Origin of the sequence: Sphingomonas sp. 37zxx (assembly GCF_000786205.1) — a bacterium.
In the GTDB taxonomy this organism is placed as follows: Bacteria; Pseudomonadota; Alphaproteobacteria; order Sphingomonadales; family Sphingomonadaceae; genus Sphingomonas.
Genome location: NZ_JROH01000050.1, coordinates 1 through 24,759 on the forward strand (window position 1 = coordinate 1; position 24,759 = coordinate 24,759).

Annotated in this window: 28 protein-coding genes and 2 tRNA genes; 12 read left to right on the forward strand and 18 right to left on the reverse strand. The window is 65.5% G+C overall.

The window, feature by feature from the left end:
• Positions 1 to 129: 129 nt before the first annotated feature.
• From QU44_RS14535 to QU44_RS14555, 5 genes are all read right to left on the reverse strand, one after another.
• Positions 130 to 206 (reverse strand) — tRNA-Arg (locus QU44_RS14535).
• A gap of 68 nt (positions 207 to 274) precedes the next feature.
• Positions 275 to 730, reverse strand: coding sequence for a DUF1178 family protein (locus tag QU44_RS14540; RefSeq protein ID WP_033923094.1), 456 nt, complete (start codon positions 728 to 730; stop codon positions 275 to 277).
• On the reverse strand, positions 727 to 1,554 hold the full coding sequence (locus QU44_RS14545; protein ID WP_033923095.1) for a carbon-nitrogen hydrolase family protein: 828 nt from the start codon (positions 1,552 to 1,554) through the stop codon (positions 727 to 729). The genes QU44_RS14540 and QU44_RS14545 overlap by 4 nt, the downstream gene beginning before the upstream one ends.
• Positions 1,555 to 1,576: 22 nt before the next feature.
• Entirely contained in the window at positions 1,577 to 1,834 is a 258-nt protein-coding gene (gene grxC, locus QU44_RS14550) for a glutaredoxin 3 (protein WP_033923097.1), read from the reverse strand.
• A gap of 32 nt (positions 1,835 to 1,866) precedes the next feature.
• Complete coding sequence (locus tag QU44_RS14555) at positions 1,867 to 2,616, reverse strand: ComF family protein (protein ID WP_081988069.1); 750 nt, start codon at positions 2,614 to 2,616, stop codon at positions 1,867 to 1,869.
• A 43-nt stretch (positions 2,617 to 2,659) separates the two neighbouring features.
• Here QU44_RS14555 and QU44_RS14560 point away from each other — a divergent pair, with 43 nt between their 5' ends.
• Positions 2,660 to 3,499 carry a methyltransferase domain-containing protein gene (locus QU44_RS14560; RefSeq protein ID WP_197054339.1) on the forward strand — a complete coding sequence of 280 codons (840 nt, stop codon included), beginning with the start codon at positions 2,660 to 2,662 and terminating at the stop codon, positions 3,497 to 3,499.
• A gap of 7 nt (positions 3,500 to 3,506) precedes the next feature.
• Here QU44_RS14560 and QU44_RS14565 read toward each other — a convergent pair whose 3' ends face one another.
• On the reverse strand, positions 3,507 to 3,902 hold the full coding sequence (locus QU44_RS14565; RefSeq protein WP_033923099.1) for a (deoxy)nucleoside triphosphate pyrophosphohydrolase: 396 nt from the start codon (positions 3,900 to 3,902) through the stop codon (positions 3,507 to 3,509).
• 72 nt (positions 3,903 to 3,974) lie between these two features.
• Here QU44_RS14565 and QU44_RS14570 point away from each other — a divergent pair, with 72 nt between their 5' ends.
• Positions 3,975 to 4,172, forward strand: a complete 198-nt coding sequence (locus QU44_RS14570) for a Flp family type IVb pilin (RefSeq protein ID WP_033923121.1) — start codon at positions 3,975 to 3,977, stop codon at positions 4,170 to 4,172.
• A gap of 122 nt (positions 4,173 to 4,294) precedes the next feature.
• On the forward strand, positions 4,295 to 4,477 hold the full coding sequence (locus QU44_RS14575) for a Flp family type IVb pilin (RefSeq protein WP_033923101.1): 183 nt from the start codon (positions 4,295 to 4,297) through the stop codon (positions 4,475 to 4,477).
• Between the two features lie 42 nt (positions 4,478 to 4,519).
• Here the strand turns inward: QU44_RS14575 and QU44_RS14580 are convergent, their stop codons facing one another.
• Genes QU44_RS14580 through QU44_RS18530 form a run of 4 tightly spaced genes read right to left on the reverse strand, consistent with a single transcriptional unit; the run spans position 4,520 to position 8,327 of the window.
• The gene (locus QU44_RS14580; protein WP_033923123.1) at positions 4,520 to 5,467 is read right to left on the reverse strand and encodes an acetyl-CoA carboxylase carboxyltransferase subunit alpha; all 948 of its coding nucleotides are present in this window, start codon (positions 5,465 to 5,467) and stop codon (positions 4,520 to 4,522) included.
• A gap of 13 nt (positions 5,468 to 5,480) precedes the next feature.
• Positions 5,481 to 6,386 carry a tyrosine recombinase gene (locus QU44_RS14585; protein ID WP_033923102.1) on the reverse strand — a complete coding sequence of 302 codons (906 nt, stop codon included), beginning with the start codon at positions 6,384 to 6,386 and terminating at the stop codon, positions 5,481 to 5,483.
• Entirely contained in the window at positions 6,383 to 8,209 is a 1,827-nt protein-coding gene (locus tag QU44_RS14590; RefSeq protein WP_033923103.1) for a hypothetical protein, read from the reverse strand. The genes QU44_RS14585 and QU44_RS14590 overlap by 4 nt, the downstream gene beginning before the upstream one ends.
• The gene (locus QU44_RS18530; protein ID WP_197054340.1) at positions 8,190 to 8,327 is read right to left on the reverse strand and encodes a hypothetical protein; all 138 of its coding nucleotides are present in this window, start codon (positions 8,325 to 8,327) and stop codon (positions 8,190 to 8,192) included. Before QU44_RS18530 ends, QU44_RS14590 begins: the two co-directional genes overlap by 20 nt.
• 117 nt (positions 8,328 to 8,444) lie before the next feature.
• On the opposite strand from QU44_RS18530, the gene QU44_RS14595 reads away from it, so the two are divergent.
• The 4 genes from QU44_RS14595 to QU44_RS18315 are packed head-to-tail and all read left to right on the forward strand — an operon-like array spanning position 8,445 to position 12,142.
• On the forward strand, positions 8,445 to 8,984 hold the full coding sequence (locus QU44_RS14595; RefSeq protein ID WP_052134906.1) for a shikimate kinase: 540 nt from the start codon (positions 8,445 to 8,447) through the stop codon (positions 8,982 to 8,984).
• Positions 8,981 to 10,087 carry a 3-dehydroquinate synthase gene (aroB, locus tag QU44_RS14600; RefSeq protein WP_033923104.1) on the forward strand — a complete coding sequence of 369 codons (1,107 nt, stop codon included), beginning with the start codon at positions 8,981 to 8,983 and terminating at the stop codon, positions 10,085 to 10,087. The genes QU44_RS14595 and aroB overlap by 4 nt, the downstream gene beginning before the upstream one ends.
• A complete protein-coding gene (locus tag QU44_RS17875; protein WP_081988071.1) occupies positions 10,087 to 10,239 on the forward strand; it encodes a DUF2256 domain-containing protein in 153 nt (50 codons plus the stop codon). Before aroB ends, QU44_RS17875 begins: the two co-directional genes overlap by 1 nt.
• Before the next feature lie 22 nt (positions 10,240 to 10,261).
• Positions 10,262 to 12,142, forward strand: a complete 1,881-nt coding sequence (locus QU44_RS18315; protein ID WP_156141218.1) for a P-loop NTPase fold protein — start codon at positions 10,262 to 10,264, stop codon at positions 12,140 to 12,142.
• 61 nt (positions 12,143 to 12,203) lie between these two features.
• Here QU44_RS18315 and QU44_RS14610 read toward each other — a convergent pair whose 3' ends face one another.
• The 6 genes from QU44_RS14610 to QU44_RS14635 all read right to left on the reverse strand — a co-directional run bounded on the left by QU44_RS14610 (position 12,204) and on the right by QU44_RS14635 (position 17,036).
• Positions 12,204 to 12,530, reverse strand: a complete 327-nt coding sequence (locus QU44_RS14610; RefSeq protein ID WP_033923125.1) for a DUF423 domain-containing protein — start codon at positions 12,528 to 12,530, stop codon at positions 12,204 to 12,206.
• 2 nt (positions 12,531 to 12,532) lie between these two features.
• Positions 12,533 to 14,308 carry a cation:proton antiporter domain-containing protein gene (locus QU44_RS14615; protein WP_052134901.1) on the reverse strand — a complete coding sequence of 592 codons (1,776 nt, stop codon included), beginning with the start codon at positions 14,306 to 14,308 and terminating at the stop codon, positions 12,533 to 12,535.
• Positions 14,308 to 14,751: an iron-sulfur cluster assembly scaffold protein gene (locus tag QU44_RS14620; RefSeq protein ID WP_033923107.1), complete on the reverse strand. Its 444-nt coding sequence runs from the start codon at positions 14,749 to 14,751 to the stop codon at positions 14,308 to 14,310. Before QU44_RS14620 ends, QU44_RS14615 begins: the two co-directional genes overlap by 1 nt.
• Before the next feature lie 43 nt (positions 14,752 to 14,794).
• Complete coding sequence (locus QU44_RS14625) at positions 14,795 to 15,340, reverse strand: CvpA family protein (RefSeq protein ID WP_033923109.1); 546 nt, start codon at positions 15,338 to 15,340, stop codon at positions 14,795 to 14,797.
• Positions 15,341 to 15,369: 29 nt separating this feature from the next.
• Positions 15,370 to 16,743 carry a DNA repair protein RadA gene (gene radA, locus QU44_RS14630; RefSeq protein ID WP_033923110.1) on the reverse strand — a complete coding sequence of 458 codons (1,374 nt, stop codon included), beginning with the start codon at positions 16,741 to 16,743 and terminating at the stop codon, positions 15,370 to 15,372.
• Between the two features lie 74 nt (positions 16,744 to 16,817).
• On the reverse strand, positions 16,818 to 17,036 hold the full coding sequence (locus QU44_RS14635) for a DUF2945 domain-containing protein (protein ID WP_033923113.1): 219 nt from the start codon (positions 17,034 to 17,036) through the stop codon (positions 16,818 to 16,820).
• Between the two features lie 95 nt (positions 17,037 to 17,131).
• Between QU44_RS14635 and QU44_RS14640 the strand changes: the two genes are divergently transcribed.
• From QU44_RS14640 to QU44_RS14660, 5 genes are all read left to right on the forward strand, one after another.
• Positions 17,132 to 18,280, forward strand: coding sequence for a glycosyltransferase family 4 protein (locus QU44_RS14640; RefSeq protein ID WP_033923115.1), 1,149 nt, complete (start codon positions 17,132 to 17,134; stop codon positions 18,278 to 18,280).
• A 148-nt stretch (positions 18,281 to 18,428) separates the two neighbouring features.
• Complete coding sequence (locus tag QU44_RS14645) at positions 18,429 to 19,745, forward strand: replication-associated recombination protein A (RefSeq protein WP_033923117.1); 1,317 nt, start codon at positions 18,429 to 18,431, stop codon at positions 19,743 to 19,745.
• A 121-nt stretch (positions 19,746 to 19,866) separates the two neighbouring features.
• Positions 19,867 to 21,231 carry a serine hydrolase domain-containing protein gene (locus QU44_RS14650; protein WP_033923118.1) on the forward strand — a complete coding sequence of 455 codons (1,365 nt, stop codon included), beginning with the start codon at positions 19,867 to 19,869 and terminating at the stop codon, positions 21,229 to 21,231.
• Positions 21,228 to 22,115 (forward strand): hypothetical protein, encoded by an 888-nt coding sequence (locus QU44_RS14655; protein ID WP_033923126.1) that lies wholly within the window; start codon positions 21,228 to 21,230, stop codon positions 22,113 to 22,115. The genes QU44_RS14650 and QU44_RS14655 overlap by 4 nt, the downstream gene beginning before the upstream one ends.
• A 17-nt stretch (positions 22,116 to 22,132) precedes the next feature.
• A tRNA-Thr gene (locus QU44_RS14660) sits at positions 22,133 to 22,208 on the forward strand.
• Positions 22,209 to 22,475: 267 nt separating this feature from the next.
• Here QU44_RS14660 and QU44_RS14665 read toward each other — a convergent pair.
• Positions 22,476 to 23,489: a M48 family metalloprotease gene (locus QU44_RS14665; protein ID WP_081988073.1), complete on the reverse strand. Its 1,014-nt coding sequence runs from the start codon at positions 23,487 to 23,489 to the stop codon at positions 22,476 to 22,478.
• Positions 23,490 to 23,801: 312 nt separating this feature from the next.
• Positions 23,802 to 24,759, reverse strand: a 958-nt coding sequence (locus tag QU44_RS14670) for an MBL fold metallo-hydrolase (protein WP_156141220.1), incomplete at its 5' end; no start/stop codon positions are given.

Below are 24,759 nucleotides of genomic sequence, written 5' to 3' on the forward strand. Positions count from 1 at the left end.
TCCCGCGCAGCGGGTTCGTGCTTCCACCCAACACCGGTCATGTGCAGTGCCGAGGCGCGATCCCGAAAGCAGTATGGCGGCCTCTGGCGGAACCAGATCCTCATTCAGGCGGGAATGAACGACCGATCTTGGTGCACCCGACTGGATTCGAACCAGTGGCCTGTCGCTTAGGAGGCGACCGCTCTATCCTGCTGAGCTACGGGTGCGTCGCGCGGTGTCTACCCGCAGCATAGCCGACCGACAATCCCGAACGCCTTTGCAAGCACCGCCTGCATCAGTGTCGCGAAGTAGGCGGCACCACGGGCAGCGGCAGCGGCGCGATCGCGACGCCTTCGTCGACCAATGCGCGCGCCTCGGCGGGGGTGGCCTGGCCGTGGATCGGCGCGGCCGCCTCTTCGCCCAGATGCATCGCGCGCGCGCGATCGGGGAAGGACCGGCCGACCCAGGCCGACTTCTCGAGCAATTTGGCCTGCGCCGCGGCGATCGTGGCAATGGCCGCCTTGATACCTTCGGGGGTGGGTGCGTCGCCTATGGGCTTGGGCGCAGCCTCGACGGCGCGATTGCCCTTGGCCGCGATGTTGGGGGCCATCAGCGCCTTTTCGATCGCGGTATCGCCGCATACCGGGCAAGCGATCAGGCCGCGCTCACGCTGATCGGCATAGGCGGCGGAATTACCAAACCATGCTTCGAACACATGATTGGCCGGGCAGCGAAGGTCGAAAACGATCATGATGCCAGCACCACTGGCGGGATCGCGCGGCGATGGCGCAATGCCGCCACCTCGGCCCGCACCGAATCGACGCGCGCACGGTCGATGTCGGCAAACCCCAGCCCCGCTGCGTCGCCGCCCATGTCGAGCAACACCTTGCCCCACGGATCAATCACCAGCGAATGGCCATAAGTCGCGCGACCATCCTCGTGCAGACCGCATTGCGCCGCCGCCACGACAAACGCCCCCGCCTCGATCGCGCGCGCGCGCAGCAGGACATGCCAATGCGCCGCCCCGGTGGGCCGCGTGAACGCCGCCGGGACCGACAGCATCGTGGCACCGGCATCGCTCAGCGCGCGATACAGGTCGGGAAAGCGCAAATCATAGCAGATGGTGGGTGCCAGCAGACCGACCGGCGTCTCCACCAGCACCGCCGAATCGCCAGCAGCATAGGCAGATGATTCGCGCCACCGCTCGCCACTCGGCAAATCGACGTCGAACAGATGCAGCTTGTCATAGCGCGCCCGGATCGCACCCGCCGGATCAATCACAAAGCCGCGATTGGCAAAGCGACCATCGGGACGCAGCACCGCCAGCGATCCCAGATGCACCCAAATGCCCCGCGCCCGCGCCGCATCGCGCACCGCCGCCAACACCCGATCATCCCCCTCGGCCACGATACGCCCCCGCGCCCGTTCGCGGTCTCGATCGAGCAGTCCCGACATTTCGGGCGTGAACAGCATCGCAGCACCCGCCGCAGCCGCGTCGGCGACCGCCGCCACCAGCGTGGCGGCGTTGGCAGCGGGACTGATCCCGCTGGTCATTTGCAGCAGCGCGATCTTCATGCCTGCCACATCACTGCCGTCGTCACTGGGCAAGCAGCGGGTCCAGGCCGCCCGCCCGGTCGAGCGCCGCCAGATCATCCGATCCGCCGATATGCCGCCCGTCGATAAACACCTGCGGCACCGTCGATCGCCCCTGCGCCCGATCGATCATCTCGGTGCGAAGCTGGCCGCCCATCGTGATGTCGTGCTCGGTGTAGCTGGCCTGTTTGCTATCGAGCAGCGCCTTGGCGCGCGTGCAATAGGGGCAATACGCCTTCGTATAGATTTCGATCTTTGCCATAGCGTCTCACGTGTGGAGCCAAGCGGCGCTTGTCAATCGTCGAGCGGGTTCAGAACGCGCGCCCAGCACAGGATCGTCACGCTGGCCGCGCCTGCGCGCAGCAGTTCGGCGGTACAGGCATCGGTGGTCGCGCCGCTGGTATAAACGTCATCGACCAAGATGACGCGCCGCCCGGCGATCGCGCCTTCCCGCCCTGCGACCACGGCGAACGCCCCCGCCACCGCCTTTGCCCGCGCGCGCCCGTTCAGCCCTTTCAGCACCGGGGTCGCCCGCCGCCGCACCAGAATATCGAGCGCCACCGCAATGCCATGATCGCGCGCCAGCGCCGATGCGATCAGTCCCGCCTGGTTGAAGCCGCGCGACCATAGCCGGCGGCGGTGCAGCGGCACCGGCACCAGCACGTCGCAATCATCGGGCAACAGCCGCCGCATCAGCCGCGCAACCGTGTCGGCACAGCCGATCCGCCCGCCATATTTCAGCTTAAGCACCGTCCGCCGCGCGACATCGCCATAGGCAACCGCCGCGCGCACCCCGTTATGGCGCGGCGGCGTCATCAGACAGTCGCCGCAAACCGCTCCCGCACCGCGTTCATGGTCGAAGGGCAGCGCGCAGGCGGCGCACCAGGGCGGCCCCAGAAATCGAAGCGTTTCCCAGCAATCGACGCAAAAGCGGTGGTCGTCCGCGGTCACCGCGCCGCAGGACGGGCAGCGCGGCGGCAGCGCAACCGCAACCGTGCCTCGCAACATCTGCACCGCTATGGTCGTGGCGCGCGAAAACAGCATCGCGGTCTTGTCGTCGGACCAGGCCGGGCGCACAAGCGCGGCGATGGCGACCACCGAACTTTTCGACCGCGCGCTGCGCCGCCGCCGCCGCGACCGCGCGCAGCCGGGCTATACCGCGCATGACTTTCTACGGGCAGCGATGCTCGACGGCATCGCCGAACGGCTCGACAGCGTCACGCGGCCGATGGTGGATATTCTCGATCTGGGATGTTTCGACGCGGCATTCGTGCCGCCGCCGGGGGCGCGCGTGATCCGCGCCGATGCCGGCTATGGCTTTGCTATGGCGGCGCGCGGGGTGCAATGCGACGAGGACCGCCTGCCCTTTGCCGATGCCAGCTTCGATTGCGTGGTCACCGCCGGCGTGCTCGATCAGCTCAACGATGTTCCCGGCGCGCTGGCGCTGGCGCGGCGGGTGCTGAAGCCAGACGGCCTGTTTCTGGCGGCATTTGTCGGTGCGGGATCGCTTGCCACGTTGAAGCCGGTGCTGCTGGCCGCCGAACCCGATCGCGCAATCGCGCGGGTGCATCCCCAGATCGACGTGCGGGCGGCGGGCGACCTGATGATGCGCGCGGGCTTTGCGCTGCCGGTCGCAGATGTCGAAACGCTCACGGTGCGCTATTCGGGGCTGGGCCGCCTGCTCGACGATCTGCGCGGCATGGCGGCGACCAATTTGATGCCCGGCACCCCGCCGCTTTCGCGCGAAGCGCTGGCGGCGGCGGCGCAAGGGTTCGCCGCGCGCGCCGATGCCGATGGCCGAACCCCCGAACGGTTTCAGATCGTGTTCCTGACCGGCTGGGCGCCCGATCCCTCGCAGCCCAAACCGGCGAAGCGCGGTAGCGCGACGGCATCGCTGGCAGCCGCGTTGCGCCCCGAAGCCGAATAAACCGCCGTCAGACCAGCGCTTCGAGCAGGCCGATCAACGGCTTGTCCGCCGGGGGCATCTCCATCCGGTGCAACTCCAGCGGCCGCACCCAGCGAAGCGCGCTGGCGTGCCGCGCCTCGGCCACGCCGCGCCATTTGCGACAGGCATAAAGCAGCAACAGCAAATGGCGATCGCCCAATGGTTCGCTGGCGAACACCGCCGGAGCCAGACAGGCTTGCTCGACGTCGATCCCCAGTTCCTCGTGCAATTCGCGAATCAGCGCGGCTTCGGGGGTTTCGCCCGGCTCGACCTTGCCGCCGGGAAATTCCCACAGGCCAGCCATCGACGTGCCCGGCGGGCGCTGTTGCACCAGCACCCGGCCATCGCGATCGACCAGGGCAGCGGCAACCACCAGCAGCGGCATGACAGTCGATACAGTCAATTTTTTTACCCTTCGCGCTTAAAGGTGGACCCAACAGATGTGAGAATGGGGCATATGCGGCGGTTTCCATCATTGGCCAAGCGGATCATCAGCGACCAGCGCGGCGCGACGGCGGTGGAATATGGACTGATCATTGCGCTGATCTTTCTGGCGATCGTCGCCAGCATCGCGGGGGTTGCCGACGCCACCATCTCGATGTGGCGCGGGGTGGAGAGCAATGTCAGCACCGCAATGAACGGCAACGCACAATAATTGCTCAGGACTGCGCCCGCTTAAACCTTTCTCAACTGAAACGATCCTATGCCGTGCATGCTGAGCGGGGGGGCTCCCCGAACAGCCGGGTAATTTGAAGCTCTAGCAAGACGGAGACCGGCATGAAGACGATTCGCAAGATGTTCACCGACAAAAAGGGCGCGACCGCCATTGAATATGGCCTGATCGCAGCACTGATCGCAGTTGCAGCAATCGCCGCGATGCAGGGCCTGGGCGGCAGCCTGAAGAGCACGTTCAACAACGCTTCGGCCGCCATGAACGGGGCTGCTCCAGCCGCACCATGATCGACATAGAGCGGCGAAGCGAGTGCTTCGCCGCTCTATTCGCTACGCCCTGCCCATCTTCAGAAACTTCTCGCGCCTGGCCTTTCGCAACGCCTCAGGCGTTTTGCCTTCCAACTGGCCCAATTCCTTCGCAATCGCATCGCCAAGCGCGGTGATCGCCGCCGCCGGATCGCGATGGGCGCCGCCCAGCGGTTCAGGAATCACCCGGTCGATCACGCCAAGCGCCATCAAATCCTGCGCCGTGACCTTCATCGCCTCGGCCGCATCGGCTGCCCTGTCGGCGGTACGCCACAGGATCGACGCACAACCCTCGGGTGAAATCACCGAATAGACCGCGTGTTCGAACATCAGCACGCTGTTGCCCGTCGCCAGCGCCACCGCGCCGCCCGATCCGCCTTCGCCCACGATCGCCGATACCACCGGCACGCCAAGGTTCAGCAACTGTTCGGTCGATCGCGCAATCGCTTCGGCCTGGCCGCGCTCTTCGGCCTGTACGCCGGGAAACGCGCCCGACGTATCGACCAGCGTCACCACCGGCAGGCCAAAGCGATCGGCAAGCTGCATCAGCCGGATCGCCTTGCGATAGCCCTCGGGCTTGCCCATGCCGAAATTGTGGCGCAGCCGGCTGGCGGTATCGTCGCCCTTTTCATGGCCCAGCACCATCACCCGCCGCCCGCGAAACTTGCCCAGGCCGCCGATGATCGCCTGATCGTCGGCAAAGGCGCGGTCGCCGCCCAGCGGCATGAAATCCTCGATCAGCGCGGCGATGTAATGTTTGAAATGCGGGCGCTCGGGATGGCGCGCGACCTGCGTCTTTTGCCACGGAGTGAGGCGCGCATAGGTCTCGCGCAGCATCCGGTCGGACTTGACCTGGATGCGCTTTACCTCGGCATCGATGTCCAGTTCGCCGCCAGCGGCGGTGTCGCGCAATTCGTCGATCCTGCCCTGCAGTTCGGCGATCGGTTTTTCAAAGTCTAGAAAGCTTGCCATGTGATCGTTGCGGTTACGTGCGCCGCGCCGCCGCGTCAACGAGCGGATGGCGTTCGTTGACCAGCGCGACCAGCCGGCTGGCATCGACATGGGTATAGATTTCGGTGGTCGCGATGTCGGCATGCCCCAGCATCGCCTGCAACGCGCGAAGATCGGCCCCGCCCGACAGTAAATGCGTGGCAAAGGCGTGGCGAAGCACATGCGGGCTGACGCGATCGGGGGGAATCCCCGCCTCGGCGGCGAGTGCCTTTAGCAACTGATACAACCGGATTCGCGTCAGATGCCCGGTGCGCGAGGGAAACAGGAACAGCCGATCGGCGGGCACCTGTGCGCGCCACACCGCCACCGCCGCCCGCGCGCGATCGGAAATCGGCACCATCCGCTCGCGCCCGCCCTTGCCCTTCAGGATGCACCAGGGGCGATCGGGCGAAATCGCACCGCGCGGCAGCGACACGAGTTCGGTCGCGCGCAAACCGGAACCATATAGCAGCTCGACCAGCGCCGACAGCCGCAGGTCGTTGGGATCGGCAGGCACCCGCGCGATTCGATCGGCGATGGCGGCAAACAGCCGGTCGACATCGGCGATCGACAAGGTCTTGGGCAAGGATCGCGCCGCCCCCGGACGCGGCAACGCCGCCGACGGATCGTCGCTGCGAAACCCCTCATCGGCCAGGAAGCCATAAAATCGCCGAAGCGCCGCCGCCTTGCGCGCCACGCTGCTGCGCGCCAGCGGCATCCACAGCTGCGCCACCGATTGCAACGCCGCTTCGTCGGCCACCGCCAGACCGCCGCGCAGATGATCCGATGCCAGCCGCAGGTCGGTTTCATACGCCGCCAGCGTATTGCGCGCCGCGCCCGCTTCAGCCGACATCATCTCCAGAAACCGCTCGATCAGCGCGCGGTCGTTGCTGTCGGTCAAGCGCGCGCAATCGCCTCGGCGGCGATCATCCGCGCTTCGCCTTCCAGCCCGACGGCGGTGAGCGCGGCGGTGATGTGGAACAGCGCAACCGGCGACACCGCCGACCAGTCGGTGGTCTGCATGCCCAGCCCGGCCAGCACCAGCACCGTCGCAGGCTGGCGTTGCTGCGCCGCCTGCCCGATCGCGCGGGTCCAGGCATTCTGGTCGCCGATCCGCACCGCCAGCGTCTGGGCAAGCCCCTCGACCACATCGGCATTGATCCGCCCGGTGCCCGCCATGCCGGCGAAGAAAAGCTGCGCCTTTCGCGCCGACGCCGTCTCACGATACGCCGAAACCGTCGCGGCGGTGGCCGGCGCGCGGCCGTTCGGATCGGCGAGCAACAGCATCGCCCATGCGTCGGACCCTTGCGGCACCACGTTGCGCCAGCGGCTCGCCGGCATGTCCAGCCCGGCGCTCAACATCGACGCGACCAGCGAATCGGCGGCGTCGATCTGGTCGGCGGACGGCACGATCCGGGTGGCGGCGCGCGCGGTCAGGATATGCCTGGCATAGCGCACCCGCGCGTCGGTGGGTTCGGTCCACAAACGGCGCATCACCGCGATCCGCTCGCTGGCGGTGCCGGCGGTATAGGCGGTGCGAAGATCACTGGCGAGGCCGGCATCGGCGCTCGACACTTCGTCAGACGCCTCCGCCGTGCCCCACAGATCGACCAGCGCCGCGTTCGACAACACACCCCAGCTCGCCGCCAATTCCCCCGCGCGCAAGCGTTGCTGCGGTGCCAGCGCAGGCGACAGCGCCTGCCACGACCGCACTTGCGGCCCAACCGTTTGCAGCAATTCGTCGGGGATCGTGACGCCGGTGGCGGTCGCCAGGCCGTAATGCCACGCCGTCAGTTGCTGGACATCGTCCCATTCGATCGTCACCGCGCGGCGGCCCTGTGCGCCGGTGCCGACCACTTTTTCGGCGAGCAGCAAATTGGTGCCGCTGGCAATGCGCGCGCGGCGGGCGGTGTCGATCACCTGCCCCGCACGGCGCGGTTCGCCCTCCAAAGCCGCGCACATCGCCTCGGCCAATTGCCAGCCGGCTTCGTTGGTGGTGGGCCGGGCAAAAGGCTCCAGCGGGCACAGGCTGGCCAGATCGCCGGTCGCCAGCGCCGCCTGCATCGCCACCTGATAGAGTTTGGGCGTGAAATTCTGGCGATCGACGCCCTGCACCACACTGCGCGCCGCCATCGCCTCGCCCATGCGGATCAGCAGCCACGCGCGCTCGGCGGCGAAATCGGCACCGTTCACCCGCGCGGGCGTGTCGAGCTGTGACAACAGCATCCGCCGCAGCGCGATCGACAGCCAACGCGACGCGACCGGCGCTTCCATCCGCCGCATCAACGCTTCCAGATACACGCCATCGGCATCGCCAAACGAATCGGGGGCCAGCCCGCCGCTCGCCATGCCGATCCGCCCGACCTGCGCGGTCGATCGCCGGGCATAGACTGGCAATTCATATTGCAGCAGCTCGGCGGCGGTCAGCGGCGCGGGCGGCTCCACCTCGGCCATCGGCAGCGCCGCATTGCCGGCCCCATCGGCAGGCAGCGCGGGCAAGGGCTGCACCATCGGCGGCGGCACCGCCCCGCCGGGTCGCGGCGCGGCCCCCGGCGCAGGGGTGGGCGCAGGCGCAGGCGGTGGTGCCGGATCGTCGAACCCCGGCGGCAGCAGCGATTCGGGCGCATCGCGATCCTGCGCGGAGAGGACGCCCCCCCCCAAAAGCATGGGGGCGAGCAGTACCGCCAGCGCGCCGGCGGCGACGCTAGTTCGAGAGATTTTCAAGCGGCACCACCTTTTCGACCGTCACCGGCGTCTGGGTGACGTCGCGACCCGACAGGAAGAACAGCCCGCCGATCAGCAGGAGGATGACGACGATAAGAATCACGAGCGAACGGGACATGCGGGGGTTCGAAACCTTCGTTGGGCGACTGCCTTGGCAGATAGCAAGCGCGCCTTGGCAAATAGCACGCGCCGGCTTTTGCCCGACACGCCCCCTGGCTGTATAGCCCCGGTGACCATGCTGCAAACCCATCCCCCCGCATCCGCGACGAATGACCGCGCCATCGTCCTTGTCGGGCTGATGGGCGCTGGTAAATCGACTGTCGGCCGCCGCCTCGCCGCGCGGCTGCATTTGCCCTTTGTCGATGCCGACACCGAAATCGAAACCGCCGCCGGCATGTCGGTCAACGATATTTTCGAACGTTTCGGCGAAGCGCATTTCCGCGATGGCGAACGCCGCGTCATCGCCCGGCTGATCGACGGCACGCGCAAGGTGATCGCCACCGGCGGCGGCGCGTTCGTCAATGCCGAAACCCGCGCGCTGATCCTCGATCAGGCGCTGGCGATCTGGCTCGACGCCGAACCGCATGTGCTGGCCGAGCGGGTGCGCCGCCGCGACACCCGTCCGCTGCTGCGCGGGCGCGATCCAAAGGCGGTGTTGACCGAATTGGCGGCGGTGCGAAACCCGTTTTACGCGCTCGCGCCGCTGCGGATCACCAGCTACGACGCGCCGCACGAAACCACGGTAAACGCGATATTGGAGGCCATCGGGCAATGACGACGATCAAGGTGGCGCTGGCCGAACGCGGATATGATGTGCGGATCGAGGCCGGACTGCTGGGGCGGGCGGGCGAAGCGTTAGTCCCGCTGGCCCGCGGCCGAACGATGGCGATCGTCACCGACGAAAACCTCTCGCCCCATCTCGCAACCCTGCGCGCCAGCCTCGACGCCGCCGGCATCGCCAGCCACCCGATCATCCTGCCGCCGGGCGAAGCCACCAAAAGCTGGGCGATGCTCGCCGAACTGACCGATCAGTTGCTCGCGCTCGGCGTCGAGCGATCGGATCATGTCATCGCATTGGGCGGCGGCGTGATCGGCGATCTGGTGGGCTTTGCCTGCGCCATCCTCAAGCGCGGCTGCCAGTTCGTCCAGATCCCCACCTCGCTGCTCGCCCAGGTCGATTCGTCGGTCGGCGGCAAGACCGCGATCAACACGCCGGCGGGCAAGAACCTGGTCGGCGCGTTCCACCAGCCCGCCCTGGTGCTGATCGACCCGACCGTGCTCGACACGCTGCCGCCGCGCCAGGTGCGTGCGGGCTATGCCGAGATCGTCAAATACGGCCTGATCGACGACCCCGATTTCTTCGACTGGTGCGAAGCCAACGGCGCGGCGCTGATCGCCGGCGACCCCGATGCGCGCCTCTACGCCATCGCCCACGCGGTCGCCGCCAAGGCACGGATCGTCGCCGAGGATGAGCGCGAGACCACCGGCAAGCGCGCGCTGCTCAACCTGGGCCACACCTTCGGCCATGCGCTCGAGGCCGAAACCGGCTTTTCCGACCGGCTGCTCCACGGCGAAGGCGTCGCGGCGGGCATGGCGCTCGCCTTCGGCTTTTCCGCCGCGCACGGCATCGCGCCGCAAGCAGATGCCGATCGGGTCGCCACCCACCTGCGCGCGGTCGGCCTGCCCGACGGCCTTGGCAGCGCGCGGATCGACGCCGCTGGCGCGCGGCTGGTCGACCATATGGCGCATGACAAGAAAATGGCGGGCGGCACCCTCCCCTTCCTGCTCGCGCGCGGAATCGGCCAGACCTATCTCGATCGGAATGTCGACCTGACCGACGTCGCCACCTTCCTCAACGCCCAGCGCGTCCCCGCCTGATGCCCCGCGGCATCGCCAAGCGCGACCTGCCGACCAAGACCTGCCCCGTCTGCCAACGCCCCTTCGCCTGGCGCAAGAAGTGGGAGCGCGACTGGGAGAATGTGGTGTATTGTTCGGACAAGTGCCGGGGGGTGGGGAAGCGCGAAGGATGAACTCTACGGGGAGCAAGGTATCTTGGATCAGCCTAGACGTGAAGCAGCGAACGCTCATATTCGCGAATATCTCAAATTCTACCTCTCGCTTTCTCACCCCCCGCTGTACGCCGTGTTGCTGTCCGGGCGGTGGGGTGTAGGGAAGACGTATCACGCTAAACGCATCATCGGCGATTTGCTGGAGGAAGCGAGCCTCACTGTCCCCACAGGCCTATTTGGTCGGCGTAACACTAAAAATAGAAAACGATACGTGTTGGTAAGTCTTTATGGACTCCAATCGCCGCAGGAAATCGACGACGCGATGGTCGCCAGCTTATACCCCTGGACTACCGACGACGGCATTAGAATAGCAGCAGGGGTTGGAAAAGCTGTTCTGCGCTATGCAAACATCGACTTGCCTCAGATTAAATCTTCAGACCTTATAAATCGACTAAGCGCAGACGTCTTCATTTTCGACGACCTTGAACGTTGCGCTATGAAGGCTACTGACTCACTTGGTTACATAAACCAGTTGGTCGAGCGCGATGGCTGTAAAGTAGTTATTTTGGCCAACGAATCGGAGTTGGATAGTGATCCTGAATACAGGAAAGGAAAAGAAAAGGTTGTCGGCAAAACATTGACCGTTCAGTCGGATTTTGAACCCGCTTTTTCTGCATTTTTAGACTCAACGCATGATAATGAGGCACGGCAGTTTCTGCGTGAACAAAGATGTGAAGTACAGACTATATATATGCAGTCGGAATTGGATAATCTCAGAATATTGCAGCAGACTGTATGGGATTTCGCCCGTGTTTATTCGGCCATAGCATCTGATTATCGCTCCAACTCAGACGCGATGAAACATCTTATTCGGCTTTTCTTTGCACTTTCCTTTGAGTACAAGGTTGGAAATATTTCGAATGATGATCTGCGCGAACGTTCCAAACGCGCGCTTAGTGGTGGATCAGCAAGTGATAAACCAGCACCATTCGTTGCTGCCGCCCGAAAGTACATTGGGCTTTATTTTCACGACACGATACTATCTGACGAAGTGGCTTTTGACATTGTTGTCCGTGGCGTTGTTGACCCTGCCAGGATAGCTCAATCACTCGACGATAGCTCGTTTTTTGCCTCTCAGAACGAACCCGCATGGCGAACGTTATGGCATTCTACGGAGCGGTCCGATGACGACGTGAAAGCAGCATCAAAAACATTGCTCGAGGAATTCTCTCATCGAAAATATCGTATTACCGGCGAAGTCCTGCACGTTTTTGGCCAAATTCTCTGGCTTGCAGATGCCGAGATTATCGATTGGGACCGTGCTCGCGCTGTAGCCGAGTGCAAAAGTTATGTTGATGACCTCGAACGGAAAGGCGAACTAGAATCGCCGCGTTCTGCCCCTTTTGATGATATCCGGTACGGAAGCTTTAGCGGGTTAGGCTTTGCGCAAGAAAATACTAGCGATTTCAAGCAAATTTGGGCATACTTAGCGCAGCGTCGTGAGGCTTCTGCCGTCGCACGCTTGCCTGAGAGGGCACAGCAACTCATCGAACTCATGTGCAGTGATCAGGAGGCTTTTGCTCGGCAGATCGCTCAACATCGGGACGGCCCCGCAGAATTCGCAAACGTACCCGTCTTCGCGAGTTGCGACCCAACAGTCTTTTCAGATCGCATTGTTGGTCTCACACCGTATGCATTAAGAGCCGCTTTGATGGCGTTATCTATGAGATACGATATGGGTACCCTCTCCCGTCACCTATCCGCCGAAAGGCATTGGGCCGAGAATCTAGAAAAAGAGCTTCTTAGTACAGCGAAACGGCTCCCACCAATCACTCGCGACAGGATAAATACGAACGTGCGCTGGACGCTAAGTAAAAGACTGGCAGAGGTGCGGGAATTCGAAAAGCAGCAAGAACTTGTTTAGGCGCAACTACCACTAGCAAGATATTGATTGCGAACTGTAATACAATACTATCTCCGCCCCCCTACCCCCGAACCCCACTCCACCCCAGCCACAACCACCCGACGATCAGCAACGTCCCCCCGATCGGCGTCACCGCGCCCAGCCAGCGCGGCCCGCCCAGCGCCATCGCGTACAGCGTGCCTGCAAACACCAGCCCGCCCGCCAGAAACAGCCACGCCGGCATCCGCGCGCCAAGGTGCAGCACCGCCACCGCCGCCACCGCGTGGATCAATTGATACATGCCCCCGGTACGCAGCCATTCGGCGGCTTGCGCCTGCGCCCCATGCGCGCCGAACGCGCCCGCCGCCACCGCCATCGCGCCCGAAAGCCCCGCCAGCACCACGATCATATTCATTCCGCTTCCTCCGCCTGCCGCTGCTGGCGCGCTTGCGAAAACATCGCCTCGCGCCCGGCATAGATGCTGCCGCTATCGGCCTGTAATTTCAGCCGTGCCTTGTCCAGCCGGCGATATTCGTCCTCGGTCCGCTCGATCTCGCCATCGTCGACGCCGACGCATTCCATCGCCAGTCGCGCCATCGCCACCGCCGATTCATAGACTTCGCGCACCGTCGCCTCGACCGGCGCACCCGTCAGCCGCATCACCGCGCGGCGATCGGATACGCGCAGGAATTGCGCGGCCTTGGGGAATGCCTGTTTGATCGCGACCAGCGCTTCGGTTTCGAGCTGTTCGCCGTCGAGGCAGAACATCAGCAATTCGGCATCAGCCGCGCCCGCCAGCCGCAACAGGTCGATCCGGGTGCCGTCGCCATAATAGACCTTCATGCCGAAATCGCCCGCAGTCTCGATCGTCTTGGGGTCGGTGTCGATGATCGTCACCGACAGCCCCTGGCCGATCAGCATCTGCGCCACCGTCTGGCCGAAGCGGCCATAGCCCACCACCACCGCGCTTGCGCCATCGTGGCGCGGCGGGTCGAGCGCGGCACCGTCGCCGGCGGCGGGCTCGGCGCGAAACCGGCGGGTGAACATCATCAGGAACGGCGTGGTCGCCATCGACAGCGTGATGATCGCGCCGAACACGCTCGCCGCCTCGGGCGCGATCAGGAACGCCGCCTGCGCCTGCGCGAACAGGACAAAGCCGAATTCGCCGCCCTGGCTCAGCAACATGCCAAGCGCCAGCGCCGGTCGCCACGGCATGCGAAACAACAGCGCCAGGCCGAATATCACCGCGCCCTTGGTTACGATCAGCGCCAGCGCCATGCCGAACACGAACAGCGGCCGCTCGGCAATCGCCCCCAGGTCGAGCAACATGCCGACCGCCAGGAAGAACAGGCCAAGCAGGATCGACCGGAACGGCTCGACATCGGCCTCCAGCTCGTGGCGATACGGGCTGTCGGCCAGCATCACCCCGGCGACGAACGCCCCCAGCGCCATCGACAGGCCAAGCGATTCCATAATCGCCGCCGATGCGATGACGGTGAACAATCCGGCAAACACGAACATCTCGCGCTCACCCAGATTGCCGATAAACCTGAATAACGGTCGCAGGATGAATCGCCCGGCCAGGATCAGCCCGATCACCGCCAGCACGGTGTTGACCGCCAGTAGCCAGCCCGGCGGGCCGCCCGCATCGGCGGGATTGCGCGACATCGCCGCGACGATGGTAATCAGCGGCACGATCGACAGGTCTTGCAGCAGCAGGATCGAAAAGGCGCGCTCGCCAAACGGGGTCTTCAGCCGCCCCGCCGATTGCAGCATCGGCAGCACCTGCGCGGTCGACGACAGCGCCAGCGGCAGGCCAAGCGCCAGCGCGGCGGCGATCGAAAACCCCGCCCCGCCCCAGATCACGGCGGTGACCGCAAGCCCGCACAGCACCACCTGCAACAGCCCAAGCCCGAAAATATCGTGGCGAAGCTTCCACAATCGCTGCGGGCTGAGTTCCAGCCCGACCAGGAACAACAGCAAGGTGATACCAAGCTCGGCAAAGCCAAGCTTGCTTTCGGCATCCCCCACCAGCCCCAGCACTTGCGGGCCGACGACCGCGCCAGCAACCAGATAGCCAAGCGTCGCGCCCAGCCCCAATTTGCGGAACAGCAATACGAATATCAGCGCCGCGCCTAGCAGCGGCGCGAATTCGCGGACGAAGCTCAGCCCCCCATGCGCGTCCATCAGCCGGCAAATTCGCGCTGGTGGGCGGCCGCCTGCGCCGCAGCCTCGGCGGCGGCTTCAAACGCCAGCCGGATCGAGGCATGGCGCGCGCTGTGCGGCAGCGCGGGGGCGAATAATTCCAGCCGCGGCCAATCGGGCAGCGCCTCGCCCCCCGCCAACCATGCGGCCAGCGAATCGCGCGCGGCGGCGATCTCTTCGGGCGTGCGGCCGACAACATGCTCGGCCAGCAACGCGCTCGCCGCCTGCCCCAGCGCACAGGCGCGCACCAACATGCCGATTGCACCCACCCGCCCCTCGGCGTCGAGGTTGACGTCGATCGTCACGCGGCTCCCGCAAATCGGCGAGCGTTTCTCGACGCTGGCCATCGGCGCGTCGAGCCGCTGCTGGAACGGCACGGTCGCGGCAAGCCGCAGGATGTCGGTGTTGTAAAGCTGTGTGGTCACCGCGCCGATGTAGGCGATGGCAGGGGGTTACGCGAGAGGCGGGTCACTTCTTCTTCGGCGCCTCGTCGCCGAAACCGAACACCGGCTCGCCGCGCCGCCGCCGATCGACGAATTCGGCGATGCTCGCGCTGGTGGCGTTGAGCAGCGGATAGGTCCGCGCGCCCTTGATCCAATCGGGCCGCCGCGCCGGGCCGCCATTGACGGTATCGAGCACCAGCACGACCAGGATGAACGCGATGCTGACCAGGATCACCGCCTTGAGCATCCCGAAGCCAAAGCCAAGCGCCCGGTCGACCGGCCCCAGCACCGACGTGCGCGTCCGCTTCCCCACCGCATTGGCGACCAGCTTGCCCCCCAAATAGGTCACGCCGAACAGGATCGCGAGCGCCAGCACCGCCGCGCCCGAACTCGTTCCCACCCAATCGACCATCATCGCCGATACCGGCGTGTGGAACAGCCGAACGACGAACGCGACCAGCAGCCAGGTCAGCAGCGACAGCACCTCGGTAACGAAGCCGCGCATGGCCCCCAGCACGGCGGCGGCACCGACGGCGAGCAGGACAACAATATCAAGTGCGGATAGGTCCATGATGCGTGCCCCAAATTACTCCCGCGCCGCTAGCCGCGCGCCAGCATATGGTCAACGAAGGCACCCAATGTCTTGAACCCCGACAGCTTCATCGACCCCACTTCCGCGCCCTGCGCGCTTGGCAACAGCGCGCCGGCAAAGCCCAGTTTCGACGCTTCCTTCAGCCGCAGACTGGCATGCGCGACCGGGCGGACCTCCCCCGACAGCGCGATTTCGCCGAACGCCACCGAATCGATCGGCACTGCGCGTTCGGACAATGCCGACACCAACGCCGCCGCCACCGCCAGATCGGCCGCCGGATCCTGCACGCGATAGCCGCCCGCGATGTTGAGATAGACTTCGCAGGTCGAAAAGCTCAGGCCGCAGCGCGCTTCGAGCACCGCCAGGATCATCGCCAGCCGCCCCGAATCCCATCCCACCACCGCGCGGCGCGGGGTAGCGCCACTGGCGAGGCGAACCGTCAGCGCCTGCACCTCGACCAGCACCGGGCGAGTGCCCTCAAGCGCGGGAAACACCACCGTGCCGGTGACGCTTTCATCGCGCGCGGTAAGGAACAGTGACGATGGGTTGGCGATCTCGCTCAGCCCCTGCGTCTCCATCGCGAACACACCGATTTCGTCGGTGCCGCCAAAGCGGTTCTTGATCGCGCGCAGGATGCGATATTGATGGCTGCGCTCACCCTCGAACGCCAGCACGGTATCGACCATATGCTCCATCACGCGCGGCCCGGCCAGGCTGCCGTCCTTGGTGACATGGCCCACCAGCACGACGGCGGTGCCGCGTTCCTTGGCGAAGCGGATCAGCTCGCCCGCCGAAGCGCGCACCTGGCTGACGGTGCCCGCCGCGCCCTCGATCAGGTCCGAATGCATCGTCTGGATCGAATCGATCACCAGCAGATCGGGTGCCGCCGCCCCGCCGAACGTCGTCAGGATGTCACGCACCGACGTCGCGGCGGCCAATTGCACCGGCGCATTGCCCAGCCCCAGCCGCCGCGCGCGCAGCCGCACCTGATCGGCGGCCTCCTCGCCCGAAACATAGGCGACCGATTTGCCCGCCAGCGCCAGCTTGGCCGCCGCCTGCAGCAACAGCGTCGATTTGCCGATGCCCGGATCGCCGCCGATCAACGTCGCCGATGATTCGACGAACCCGCCGCCCAGCGCGCGATCAAGCTCGGCAATGCCCGTCGCCATGCGTTCGGGCAGCGCGATTTCACTGTCGAGCCCCGACAGCAGGATCGGCCGCCCGCCGCCTTGCAGATTATGTCGCGCCGAAAATGCGGTGACGACCGCGCCGGCGTCCTCGACCAGCGTATTCCATTCGCCGCAATCGACGCATTGCCCCGCCCATTTCGAGGTCGCCGATCCGCACGCCTGGCAGACATATTTCTTTTGGGGTTTCGCCATGCGGCAAAGCTAGCCCGAACGGAACGTAAAGGGAACTCCAAATCCTCCATGCCCAAGTTCGACGAGGGGAGGATTCACACCCCGCTAAGCTCGCTTCCACGCTTCAGGACTTCGTCGCCATCCTCCTGCTCGATCAGATAGGCGGGGTTATCGGTCGTGCCGTTCTTGACCACCTTCGATCCCTTCAGCGTGCGCTGCACCCGGCGGTCAAACCGCTCGGCGACTTTACCCTGCGCCGTGCCGCTGCCCCAACTCCACTTTACCTTCTGACCTTTGCGAAATGCATTCGACATCGACGACTCCCCGATCTGGATGACGTTGCAAAACTCACCATCGCCGTTGATCGTTCCGGTGGCAAACCCGCGTCGGTACGGCTAAACGCCCAGTGATGAACCCATCCCAGCTTCGCGTGGCGCTGTTCAGCGGCAACTATAATTACACCCGAGACGGGGCAAACCAAACGCTGAACCTGTTGGCCGGGCATCTGTTGCGCGCTGGCGTTACCCTCAGGGTCTATTCGCCGACGGTGCCGAAACCTGCGTTCGAGCCGGTTGGCGAACTCATCGACGTGCCGGCGCTGGCGTTCCCCGGGCGCGGCGAATATCGGCTCGGCATGGGCCTGCCCAAGGCGGTTCGCCGCGATCTGGAGGCCTTTGCGCCCGACATCGTTCATGTCGCGGTTCCCGACATCACCTGCCATCGCGTGGTAAGCTGGGCGCGGGACAACGGCATTCCCTCGCTCGCGTCGCTGCACACGCGGTTCGAAACCTATCCGCGCTATTACAAGGCTGCGTTTCTGGAACCGCTGGCGGTGCACTTGTCGAAGCGCTTCTACAACCGTGTCGATCATGTCGTCGTGCCCGGCGAGGGCATGCGCGACCTGCTGCGCGAATGGGGGGTGACGACGCCGATCGACATCTGGTCGCGCGGGGTGAACCATGCACGCTTCAATCCGGGCATGCGCAGCCTGGAATGGCGTCGCGGCCTGGGCATTGCCGACGATGAAGTGGCGGTCAGCTTCCTGGGCCGGTTGGTGCTCGAAAAGGGGCTCGACATCTTCGCCGATGTGGTGCGCGAGCTCGAGCGGCGCGGCGTTCGCCATCGCGTGCTGGTGGTCGGCGAAGGCCCTGCGCGCGAATGGTTCGCCAAACAGGTGCCAAGCGCCGTGTTCGCCGGATTCCAGTCGGGCGATGATCTGGGCCGCGCGGTCGCGTCGATGGATGTGTTCTTTAACCCGTCGGTTACCGAAACCTTCGGCAATGTGACGCTAGAGGCGATGGCGGCGGGCGTGCCGGTGGTCGCGGCGCGCGCGACCGGCGCGGTCGGGCTGGTCGATCCGGGGGTCACCGGCGCACTGGTCGAACCGCGCGACGTCAGCGCCTATGCCGATGCGATCGAACATTATTGCCGCGACGATGCCGCCCGCCACACTGCGGGCGCGGCGGGCCATGCCAAGGCGCAGGGCTATCAATGGGACCAGATCAACCAGGTCGTCCTCGACGCCTATCTGGAAACCATCGCGGCGCGGGCGCGCTAGTCCCCCTCCCGCTTGCGGGAGGGGCTAGGGGTGGGGCCATCCGCGAACGACACGCCCGGCAAGACATCGAGCCCACCCCCAACCCCTCCCGCAAGCGGGAGGGGGAAGAACCCTCGCGCAACCGGCCAATCGCGCCTATCTGCCGGTGATGGCCGATCTTTTCGGGGACTCCGCTCCCCCGCCCGCTGCCCGACCGGCACCCGACGCCCCGCTCGCCGATCGCCTGCGCCCCGCCAATCTGGGCGAAGTCGTCGGCCAGGACCACCTCACCGGCCCCGAGGGCGCGATCGGGCGGATGGTGGCGGCGGGCAAGCTTTCGTCGATCATCCTGTGGGGGCCGCCGGGCACCGGCAAGACAACGATCGCCCGGCTGCTCGCCGACGCGGTCGGGCTTCGCTACGCGCAGATTTCAGCGGTGTTCTCTGGCGTCGCCGATCTAAAGAAGGTGTTCGCCGAAGCGCGCGAACACGCCCGGATCGGCAAACGCACCTTGTTGTTCGTCGACGAGATCCACCGCTTCAATCGCGCGCAGCAGGATGGCTTCCTGCCCTATGTCGAGGACGGCACCGTCACGCTGGTCGGCGCGACGACCGAAAACCCGTCATTCGAACTCAACGCCGCATTGCTCAGCCGCGCGCAGGTGCTGATCCTCCACCGCCTCGACGCCGCCGCGCTCGACACCTTGCTCGCGCGCGCGCAGGCGATCGAAGAACGCAGCCTGCCGCTCGACGCCAACGCCCGCGCCGCCTTGGTCGCCAGCGCCGACGGCGACGGTCGCTTCCTGCTCAACCAGGCCGAAACACTGTTTTCGATCCAGCTCGACGCCCCGCTCGACCCAGCCGGGCTGTCGGCACTGCTCCAGCGCCGCGTCGCGGTGTATGACAAGGATCGCGAGGGGCATTACAACCTGATCTCCGCGCTGCACAAATCGCTGCGCGGATCGGACCCACAGGCATCGCTTTATTATCTCGCCCGGATGATCACCGCAGGCGAGGAGCCACTCTATGTATTGCGCCGGCTGGTGCGTTTCGCCAGCGAAGACATCGGCCTCGCCGACCCGCAGGCACTGGTGCAATGCCTCGCGGCCAAGGACGCCTATGATTTCCTCGGCAGTCCCGAAGGCGAACTCGCAATCGCGCAGGCGTGCCTCTATTGCGCGACCGCCCCCAAATCGAACGCCGCGTACAAGGCGCAAAAGGCGGCGTGGCGCAGCGCCAGGGAAACCGGATCGCTGATGCCACCGCAAAACATCCTGAATGCGCCGACCAAGCTGATGAAGGACATCGGCTATGGCAAAGGCTATGCCTATGACCATGACGCCGAGGGCGGCTTTTCGGGAGCCAATTACTGGCCCGCCGAACTGCCCCCGCAACGCTTTTACGCGCCCACCGATCGCGGGTTCGAAAAGCGCGTGGCCGAACGCATGGCGTGGTGGGAGGAAGCAAGGAATGCGCGTGAGGAATGAACCAAATCCGTTCGCACTGAGCTTGTCGAAGTGCCGTCCTTCTCTCGCCGGCGGCAGCAGAAAAAAGACGGTGGTTGGGCTTCGCCCGCCTTCGGCCCGACAAGCTCAGCACGAACGGTGGATGGCGGTAGCGTTGCTCGCAATGGCCACCCCGGCCGCAGCCCAGCAAACCACCCCCACCGCCCCCACGCCCTATGACCGCGCCGTCGCCGCCGGCTACAAAGCCGCAATGCTCTGCAGCGGCATCTTCAACGCCGGTCGCAGTGAAGCGCAGATCGAGGCCGACGAACTCGCGGGCATCTACCCGCAATATCAACCGCTGCTGTCCGAGCTTCCCGCCACCGTCGATCGCACCACCGGCGTGGTCAGCGTCGCCTTCGACCCGCAACTTGCGCCGCGCCGCGCGGTGTTTGCCAAAGGGCGCGGCTGTGTCGGCCAGCCCATCGGCGCAGCGCTGCCGCCCGTCTTCGCCAGCTACGCCACCCCGCCCGGCCCCGCCCCGGCGAATCCGGCGAAGTGGCCGCAAGGCGACGCAGGCATCGCCCCGCGCCCCTCACGCGCGCTGGCGGCGACGGTCGATCGCGCCTTCACCGGCGGCTTCGGCGAGGGTGCCAAGACCGCGGGCGTCGTGATCGTCCGCGACGGCACCATCGTCGCCGAACGCTATGCCGATGGCTTCGGCCCGTTCGTCTCGAACCGCACCTGGTCGGTCGCCAAGAGCATCGCCGGCACGCTCGCGGGCATCGCCCTTAAGGAAGGCCCAGCCAGGGTCTATCAGCAGGCACGGATTTCGGGTTGGCGCATCGAGCCCGGTGATAACGCCCGCCGCCAGATCACCCTCGACAACCTGCTACGCATGGCAAGCGGCCTGCATAGCGCAACGGCGGGCAACCGCACCGACGCGATCTATTTCGGCGGCACGGCGGTGACCGAGGAAACGATCGGCTGGCCGGTCGAAGCCAAACCCGGCACCCGCTTCCGCTACGCCAATAACGACATCCTACTCGCGATGCTGTCGCTGCGCGAGGGCATGGGCGACACGCGCTACGAAACCTTCCCCGAGACCGCATTGTTCGCGCCGCTCGGCATGACGCACACCGTCGCCGAACAGGACTGGCGCGGCAATTTCATCCTGTCGAGCCAGGTCTGGTCGACCGCACGCGATCTGGCCCGGCTCGGCGAGTTCTGGCGCAACGACGGGATGTGGCAAGGCAAGCGCCTGCTCCCCGAAGGCTGGATGCGCTACATGACCGCGCCCGACGGACCACAGCCCGCCACCGGCCCTGGCTATGGCGCGACACTATGGCTGTTCGGCCCCAAACAAGGTCTGCCAGCGGGCAGCTATGCCGCGCAGGGCAATCGCGGCCAATATGTCATGGTGATCCCCTCGAAGCGGCTGGTGGTCGTCCGGCGCGGCGAAGACCCCGGCAGCGCCCGCTTCGACATCGCCGCCTTCGCCAAGGCGGTGGCAGAGGTGATCGACTGACCCCGCGTCGCTTCACCCGCTTCGCCGCGATCGACTGGTCGGGGGCCAAGGGCAATCGCCATCGCGGCATCGCGTTGGGCTTGTGCGAAGCCGGCACTGCCGCCCCGATACTCGTGCGCCCGCCCGGCGGCATCTGGTCGCGCGCGGGCATGCTCGACTGGGTGCGCGACCAGGCGAACAGCGACACGCTGATCGGCTTCGACTTCAGCTTCGCCCCGCCCTGGATCGAGCGCGGTGCCTATCTCCCCGGCCTCCCCGCGCCCGACAGCGCGCGTGCCTTCTGGGGCTGGATCGACGCCGCGTGCGACGATGTCGATCTGGGCGCGGCCAGCTTCCTCGAACGCCATCGCGGCAGCCATTTCTATCTGGGGGCCGCCGACGGTGCCAAGGCGGACTTCCTGCATTTCCGCCGCTGCGAGGCGCGCTACAACGCCAATGGCGGCGGCAAGCCATCGACCGTGTACGACGCGATCGGCGCGGCACAGGTGGCCAAGGCAAGCTTTGCGGGCATGCGCGTGCTGCACCATCTGGGACAGCATCTGCCGATCTGGCCGTTCGATCCGGCGGGCATTTCGGGCGGATGCGTCGTCGAAATCTACACCACCATCGCCGCCCGCGCGACGGGCATCCGCAAGGGGCTGAGCAAGCTGCGCGACGCGGCAGCGCTCGACACCGCATTGGCCGTGCTGGGATCAAGCCGCCACGACCCTGCGACCTTTGCCCCGGCAATTTCAGTCACGCCGGTCTATGACGATCACGCCACCGACGCGATTCTCACCGCCGCCTGGCTCCGCGCCAACGCCGATCGCGCCGACCTATGGTCCCCCGCCCCCCTAAACCCGCAAATCGCACGCACCGAAGGCTGGACCTTCGGCGTAACCTGAGACATTAGGCGGAGCGTGCCGGTTTAGCTCAGATGGTAGAGCAGCGGTTTTGTAAACCGAAGGTCGCGGGTTCGATTCCTGCAACCGGCACCACCGATACCTCGCCGCCATCAAAGCATCTGTAATCTCGGGCATAAGCTGTCAGCTTCGTGCGGATAACGTGTGAAATATGTAGATTAGGACGGACGTTTGGTGGGTCGGGAACCCGTATTCGTCGTCTTGCTCATAACCGCTCCACCTTCTCAGGAGATGGAGCCTCCGGCAAACTCGGCGCGATTCCTATCGCCCGCACCGATGACGCCCGCGACACCCTCTGAATAACGCGCGAGCGGCGGTAAGTTTTGGTGTTTGATTGCCAAGTCAGGCCGGCAGGATCAGCTTCACCAAACGACCGGGCGTAACTTCCTGACCGACCGACAGGCCATTCAACGCCCGGAATCGCTCCTGTTGAAATTGCGGCACGGCCATGCGGGCCGCCAGGGTCGCAACGGTGTCGCGCGGCTGGACGATCACGACGCGCAACACCGTTTTATCTGCGGCGGGGCCGTATGGCATGCCGTCCAGCATCTGGAGAAACGCCGTATCTTGTGCCGCTGAAACATTGGGGCGCCCGGTGGCAGCGGCGAGTTGCGTGGCCCGGCGGACCCGATCCTGTCCATTGGGATGCGTCGATGCCCAGGTGGGCGTCGATCGACTGCCGGTCCCCGACGCTCTGGCAGTCAGGGTTGTCGAGCTGTCCAGTGCGTTGAGCATGCTGGCGGCGGCGTAGGGATTATATCCCGCTGCGGCGATGTAGCGCACGCCCAGCGAATCGGCCTCATATTCCTGGTCGCGTCCATAGCGAAGCGTGTAGAGTTGCGCGCCGGCCCCTACCAATCGGCTGGCGGTCTCACTTCCCGTGATCTGGGCAGCACCGGCCGCGAGCAGCGAGCCGATGGTCGCGCGGGTGTTGCGGCGGGCGGCATGCCGGGCCGCAACATGGCCGACTTCATGTCCCAATACCGAGGCGAGCTCGGCTTCGGAGTTCATGAGGCCCAACAGCTGACGGGTCACATAGACGTAACCGCCGACGACCGCGAAGGCGTTTTCCACCGGCGAATTGAGCGTCGTGACGGTAAAATCACTTGAGGCATTGGAAAGCCCGGATTGCACCGCCACCCGCCGACCGACCCGTTCGACATAGGCAGATTGCGGGCCGGTAAAGACCCCGCCGAATTGGGTGACCAGCTGTGGATGGGCGGCCAGGCCCTGCTGGCGATCGCTGGCCGATATCGCCATTGCCTGTCGTTGCGTCGCCTGTCGCTGCTGCTGTTGAGCCTCGGCAGGGGCTGTTGTCGCTGCTGTGGCGACCAATATCGCAATCAAACGACGCATTGTGACACCCTCATATTATCGCCTCGCCGCATAAATCGTGCCGGCGGTTCTGGTTCCGCCAGTCGCTTATCGATTTACAGATCAGCACCTTGGTCTGCGAACGGAATCCGCTCCTGCCGCCGGATATTATTTCCCCCCTCAAACGGTGCTGGGGTTTCGATCACGGAAGCCACAAAGCGCTTCTCCGCAGGGCGCAACCGCGGGCGTATGCCAGCGGCGGCCGACATCGCGTTTCAATCGGGCAACGCCGCCCCCTTTCCATGAAAGCCGACAAGACCGGCGACGGAGACCGAAAGGGTTCTGGCCCGCTCCCTATTTGCCGGCGGCAGCGAGCGCAGCCGTGTTTGCCGCGCGGGCCAGATCGCATTCGCGGCGCATTGTCAGATACCCTTCGACGGACGCTTGCCCAATAAGAAAGGGGTTTGCGGCGGCGGGGTTTGTCCGCATCTGGTCGGCCAGAACATGGCTGCCATGGTTGTCGGCCAGCGCGTCGATCCGTTCCGATCGGGCGAGCCGCAGCAGGCGTTCCAGCGCGGCGGCCTGTGCCGTCTGGCCTTGCGCGCTGCCCGGTGTCGCCCCGCCGGCGGACCAGATCAGCATCCGATGCGGCTTGCCCTTGTCCATCACCGGAAAGCGCATCACCACGCCGCCATCGGTATGGCCCGGCACGACCGTGAAATCCACCCGCGTGCCGCCCAGCACCAGGCTGTCGCCTTCGTCGATAATCCGGTCATAGCCCTTGGGGATCGGGGTGGTATCGTAGCTGGGGCCTTTGGCGATCAGCGCAAGATCGCCGCGGGGAGCGACGATCTTGGCACCGAAATTGTCGTGCAGATATTGCGCGCCGCCATAATGATCGGGGTGGCCGTGCGGGATGATGACATAGCGGATCTGCCTGGGGTCGAGGCCCAGCGTCTCCAGCCCGCCAACCACCGATCGCGCCACGTCGTACGACCACATCGCATCGGTGATGATGATGCCCGCCTCGGTCGTGATCGCAAATGCGGACACGCCCTTGGAACCCACGAAATAGACATTGTCGAAGATTTTTGCGGGCGCCTCGGGCCAGTTCGCCACTTCCGGCATGGTCGCGGGGGTATCGCGCATCGGGATCTGGTCGGGCTTGTCGGCGATGGCCAGGTTGCACATCTGCCCGGCCAATGTCGCCCGTTCGGGGCCGGCCGCCGCCAGCGCGGCGTCGATATGGCGCTGCACCACGGGATTGGCCGCGGTCAGCAAGGGCGGCCCGGACGGTCGCGGCGCCATCTGG

Bases quoted from the DNA above. Each gene is read 5' to 3' on its own strand.
- aroB (WP_033923104.1), top strand. From the start codon at position 8,981: ATGACGACGATCAAGGTGGCGCTGGCCGAACGCGGATATGATGTGCGG.
- QU44_RS14635 (WP_033923113.1), bottom strand. From the start codon at position 17,036: ATGTCGAATGCATTTCGCAAAGGTCAGAAGGTAAAGTGGAGTTGGGGC.
- QU44_RS18530 (WP_197054340.1), bottom strand. From the start codon at position 8,327: ATGTCCCGTTCGCTCGTGATTCTTATCGTCGTCATCCTCCTGCTGATC.
- QU44_RS14640 (WP_033923115.1), top strand. From the start codon at position 17,132: ATGAACCCATCCCAGCTTCGCGTGGCGCTGTTCAGCGGCAACTATAAT.
- QU44_RS14615 (WP_052134901.1), bottom strand. From the start codon at position 14,308: ATGGACGCGCATGGGGGGCTGAGCTTCGTCCGCGAATTCGCGCCGCTG.
- QU44_RS14545 (WP_033923095.1), bottom strand. From the start codon at position 1,554: ATGAAGATCGCGCTGCTGCAAATGACCAGCGGGATCAGTCCCGCTGCC.
- QU44_RS14570 (WP_033923121.1), top strand. From the start codon at position 3,975: ATGCGGCGGTTTCCATCATTGGCCAAGCGGATCATCAGCGACCAGCGC.
- QU44_RS14540 (WP_033923094.1), bottom strand. From the start codon at position 730: ATGATCGTTTTCGACCTTCGCTGCCCGGCCAATCATGTGTTCGAAGCA.
- QU44_RS17875 (WP_081988071.1), top strand. From the start codon at position 10,087: ATGCCCCGCGGCATCGCCAAGCGCGACCTGCCGACCAAGACCTGCCCC.
- QU44_RS14555 (WP_081988069.1), bottom strand. From the start codon at position 2,616: ATGCTGTTTTCGCGCGCCACGACCATAGCGGTGCAGATGTTGCGAGGC.
- QU44_RS14580 (WP_033923123.1), bottom strand. From the start codon at position 5,467: ATGGCAAGCTTTCTAGACTTTGAAAAACCGATCGCCGAACTGCAGGGC.
- QU44_RS14560 (WP_197054339.1), top strand. From the start codon at position 2,660: ATGGCGACCACCGAACTTTTCGACCGCGCGCTGCGCCGCCGCCGCCGC.
- radA (WP_033923110.1), bottom strand. From the start codon at position 16,743: ATGGCGAAACCCCAAAAGAAATATGTCTGCCAGGCGTGCGGATCGGCG.
- QU44_RS14595 (WP_052134906.1), top strand. From the start codon at position 8,445: ATGCTGCAAACCCATCCCCCCGCATCCGCGACGAATGACCGCGCCATC.
- QU44_RS14625 (WP_033923109.1), bottom strand. From the start codon at position 15,340: ATGGACCTATCCGCACTTGATATTGTTGTCCTGCTCGCCGTCGGTGCC.
- QU44_RS14565 (WP_033923099.1), bottom strand. From the start codon at position 3,902: ATGCCGCTGCTGGTGGTTGCCGCTGCCCTGGTCGATCGCGATGGCCGG.
- QU44_RS14650 (WP_033923118.1), top strand. From the start codon at position 19,867: ATGGCGGTAGCGTTGCTCGCAATGGCCACCCCGGCCGCAGCCCAGCAA.
- QU44_RS14610 (WP_033923125.1), bottom strand. From the start codon at position 12,530: ATGATCGTGGTGCTGGCGGGGCTTTCGGGCGCGATGGCGGTGGCGGCG.
- QU44_RS14645 (WP_033923117.1), top strand. From the start codon at position 18,429: ATGGCCGATCTTTTCGGGGACTCCGCTCCCCCGCCCGCTGCCCGACCG.
- QU44_RS14665 (WP_081988073.1), bottom strand. From the start codon at position 23,489: ATGCGTCGTTTGATTGCGATATTGGTCGCCACAGCAGCGACAACAGCC.
- QU44_RS14575 (WP_033923101.1), top strand. From the start codon at position 4,295: ATGAAGACGATTCGCAAGATGTTCACCGACAAAAAGGGCGCGACCGCC.
- grxC (WP_033923097.1), bottom strand. From the start codon at position 1,834: ATGGCAAAGATCGAAATCTATACGAAGGCGTATTGCCCCTATTGCACG.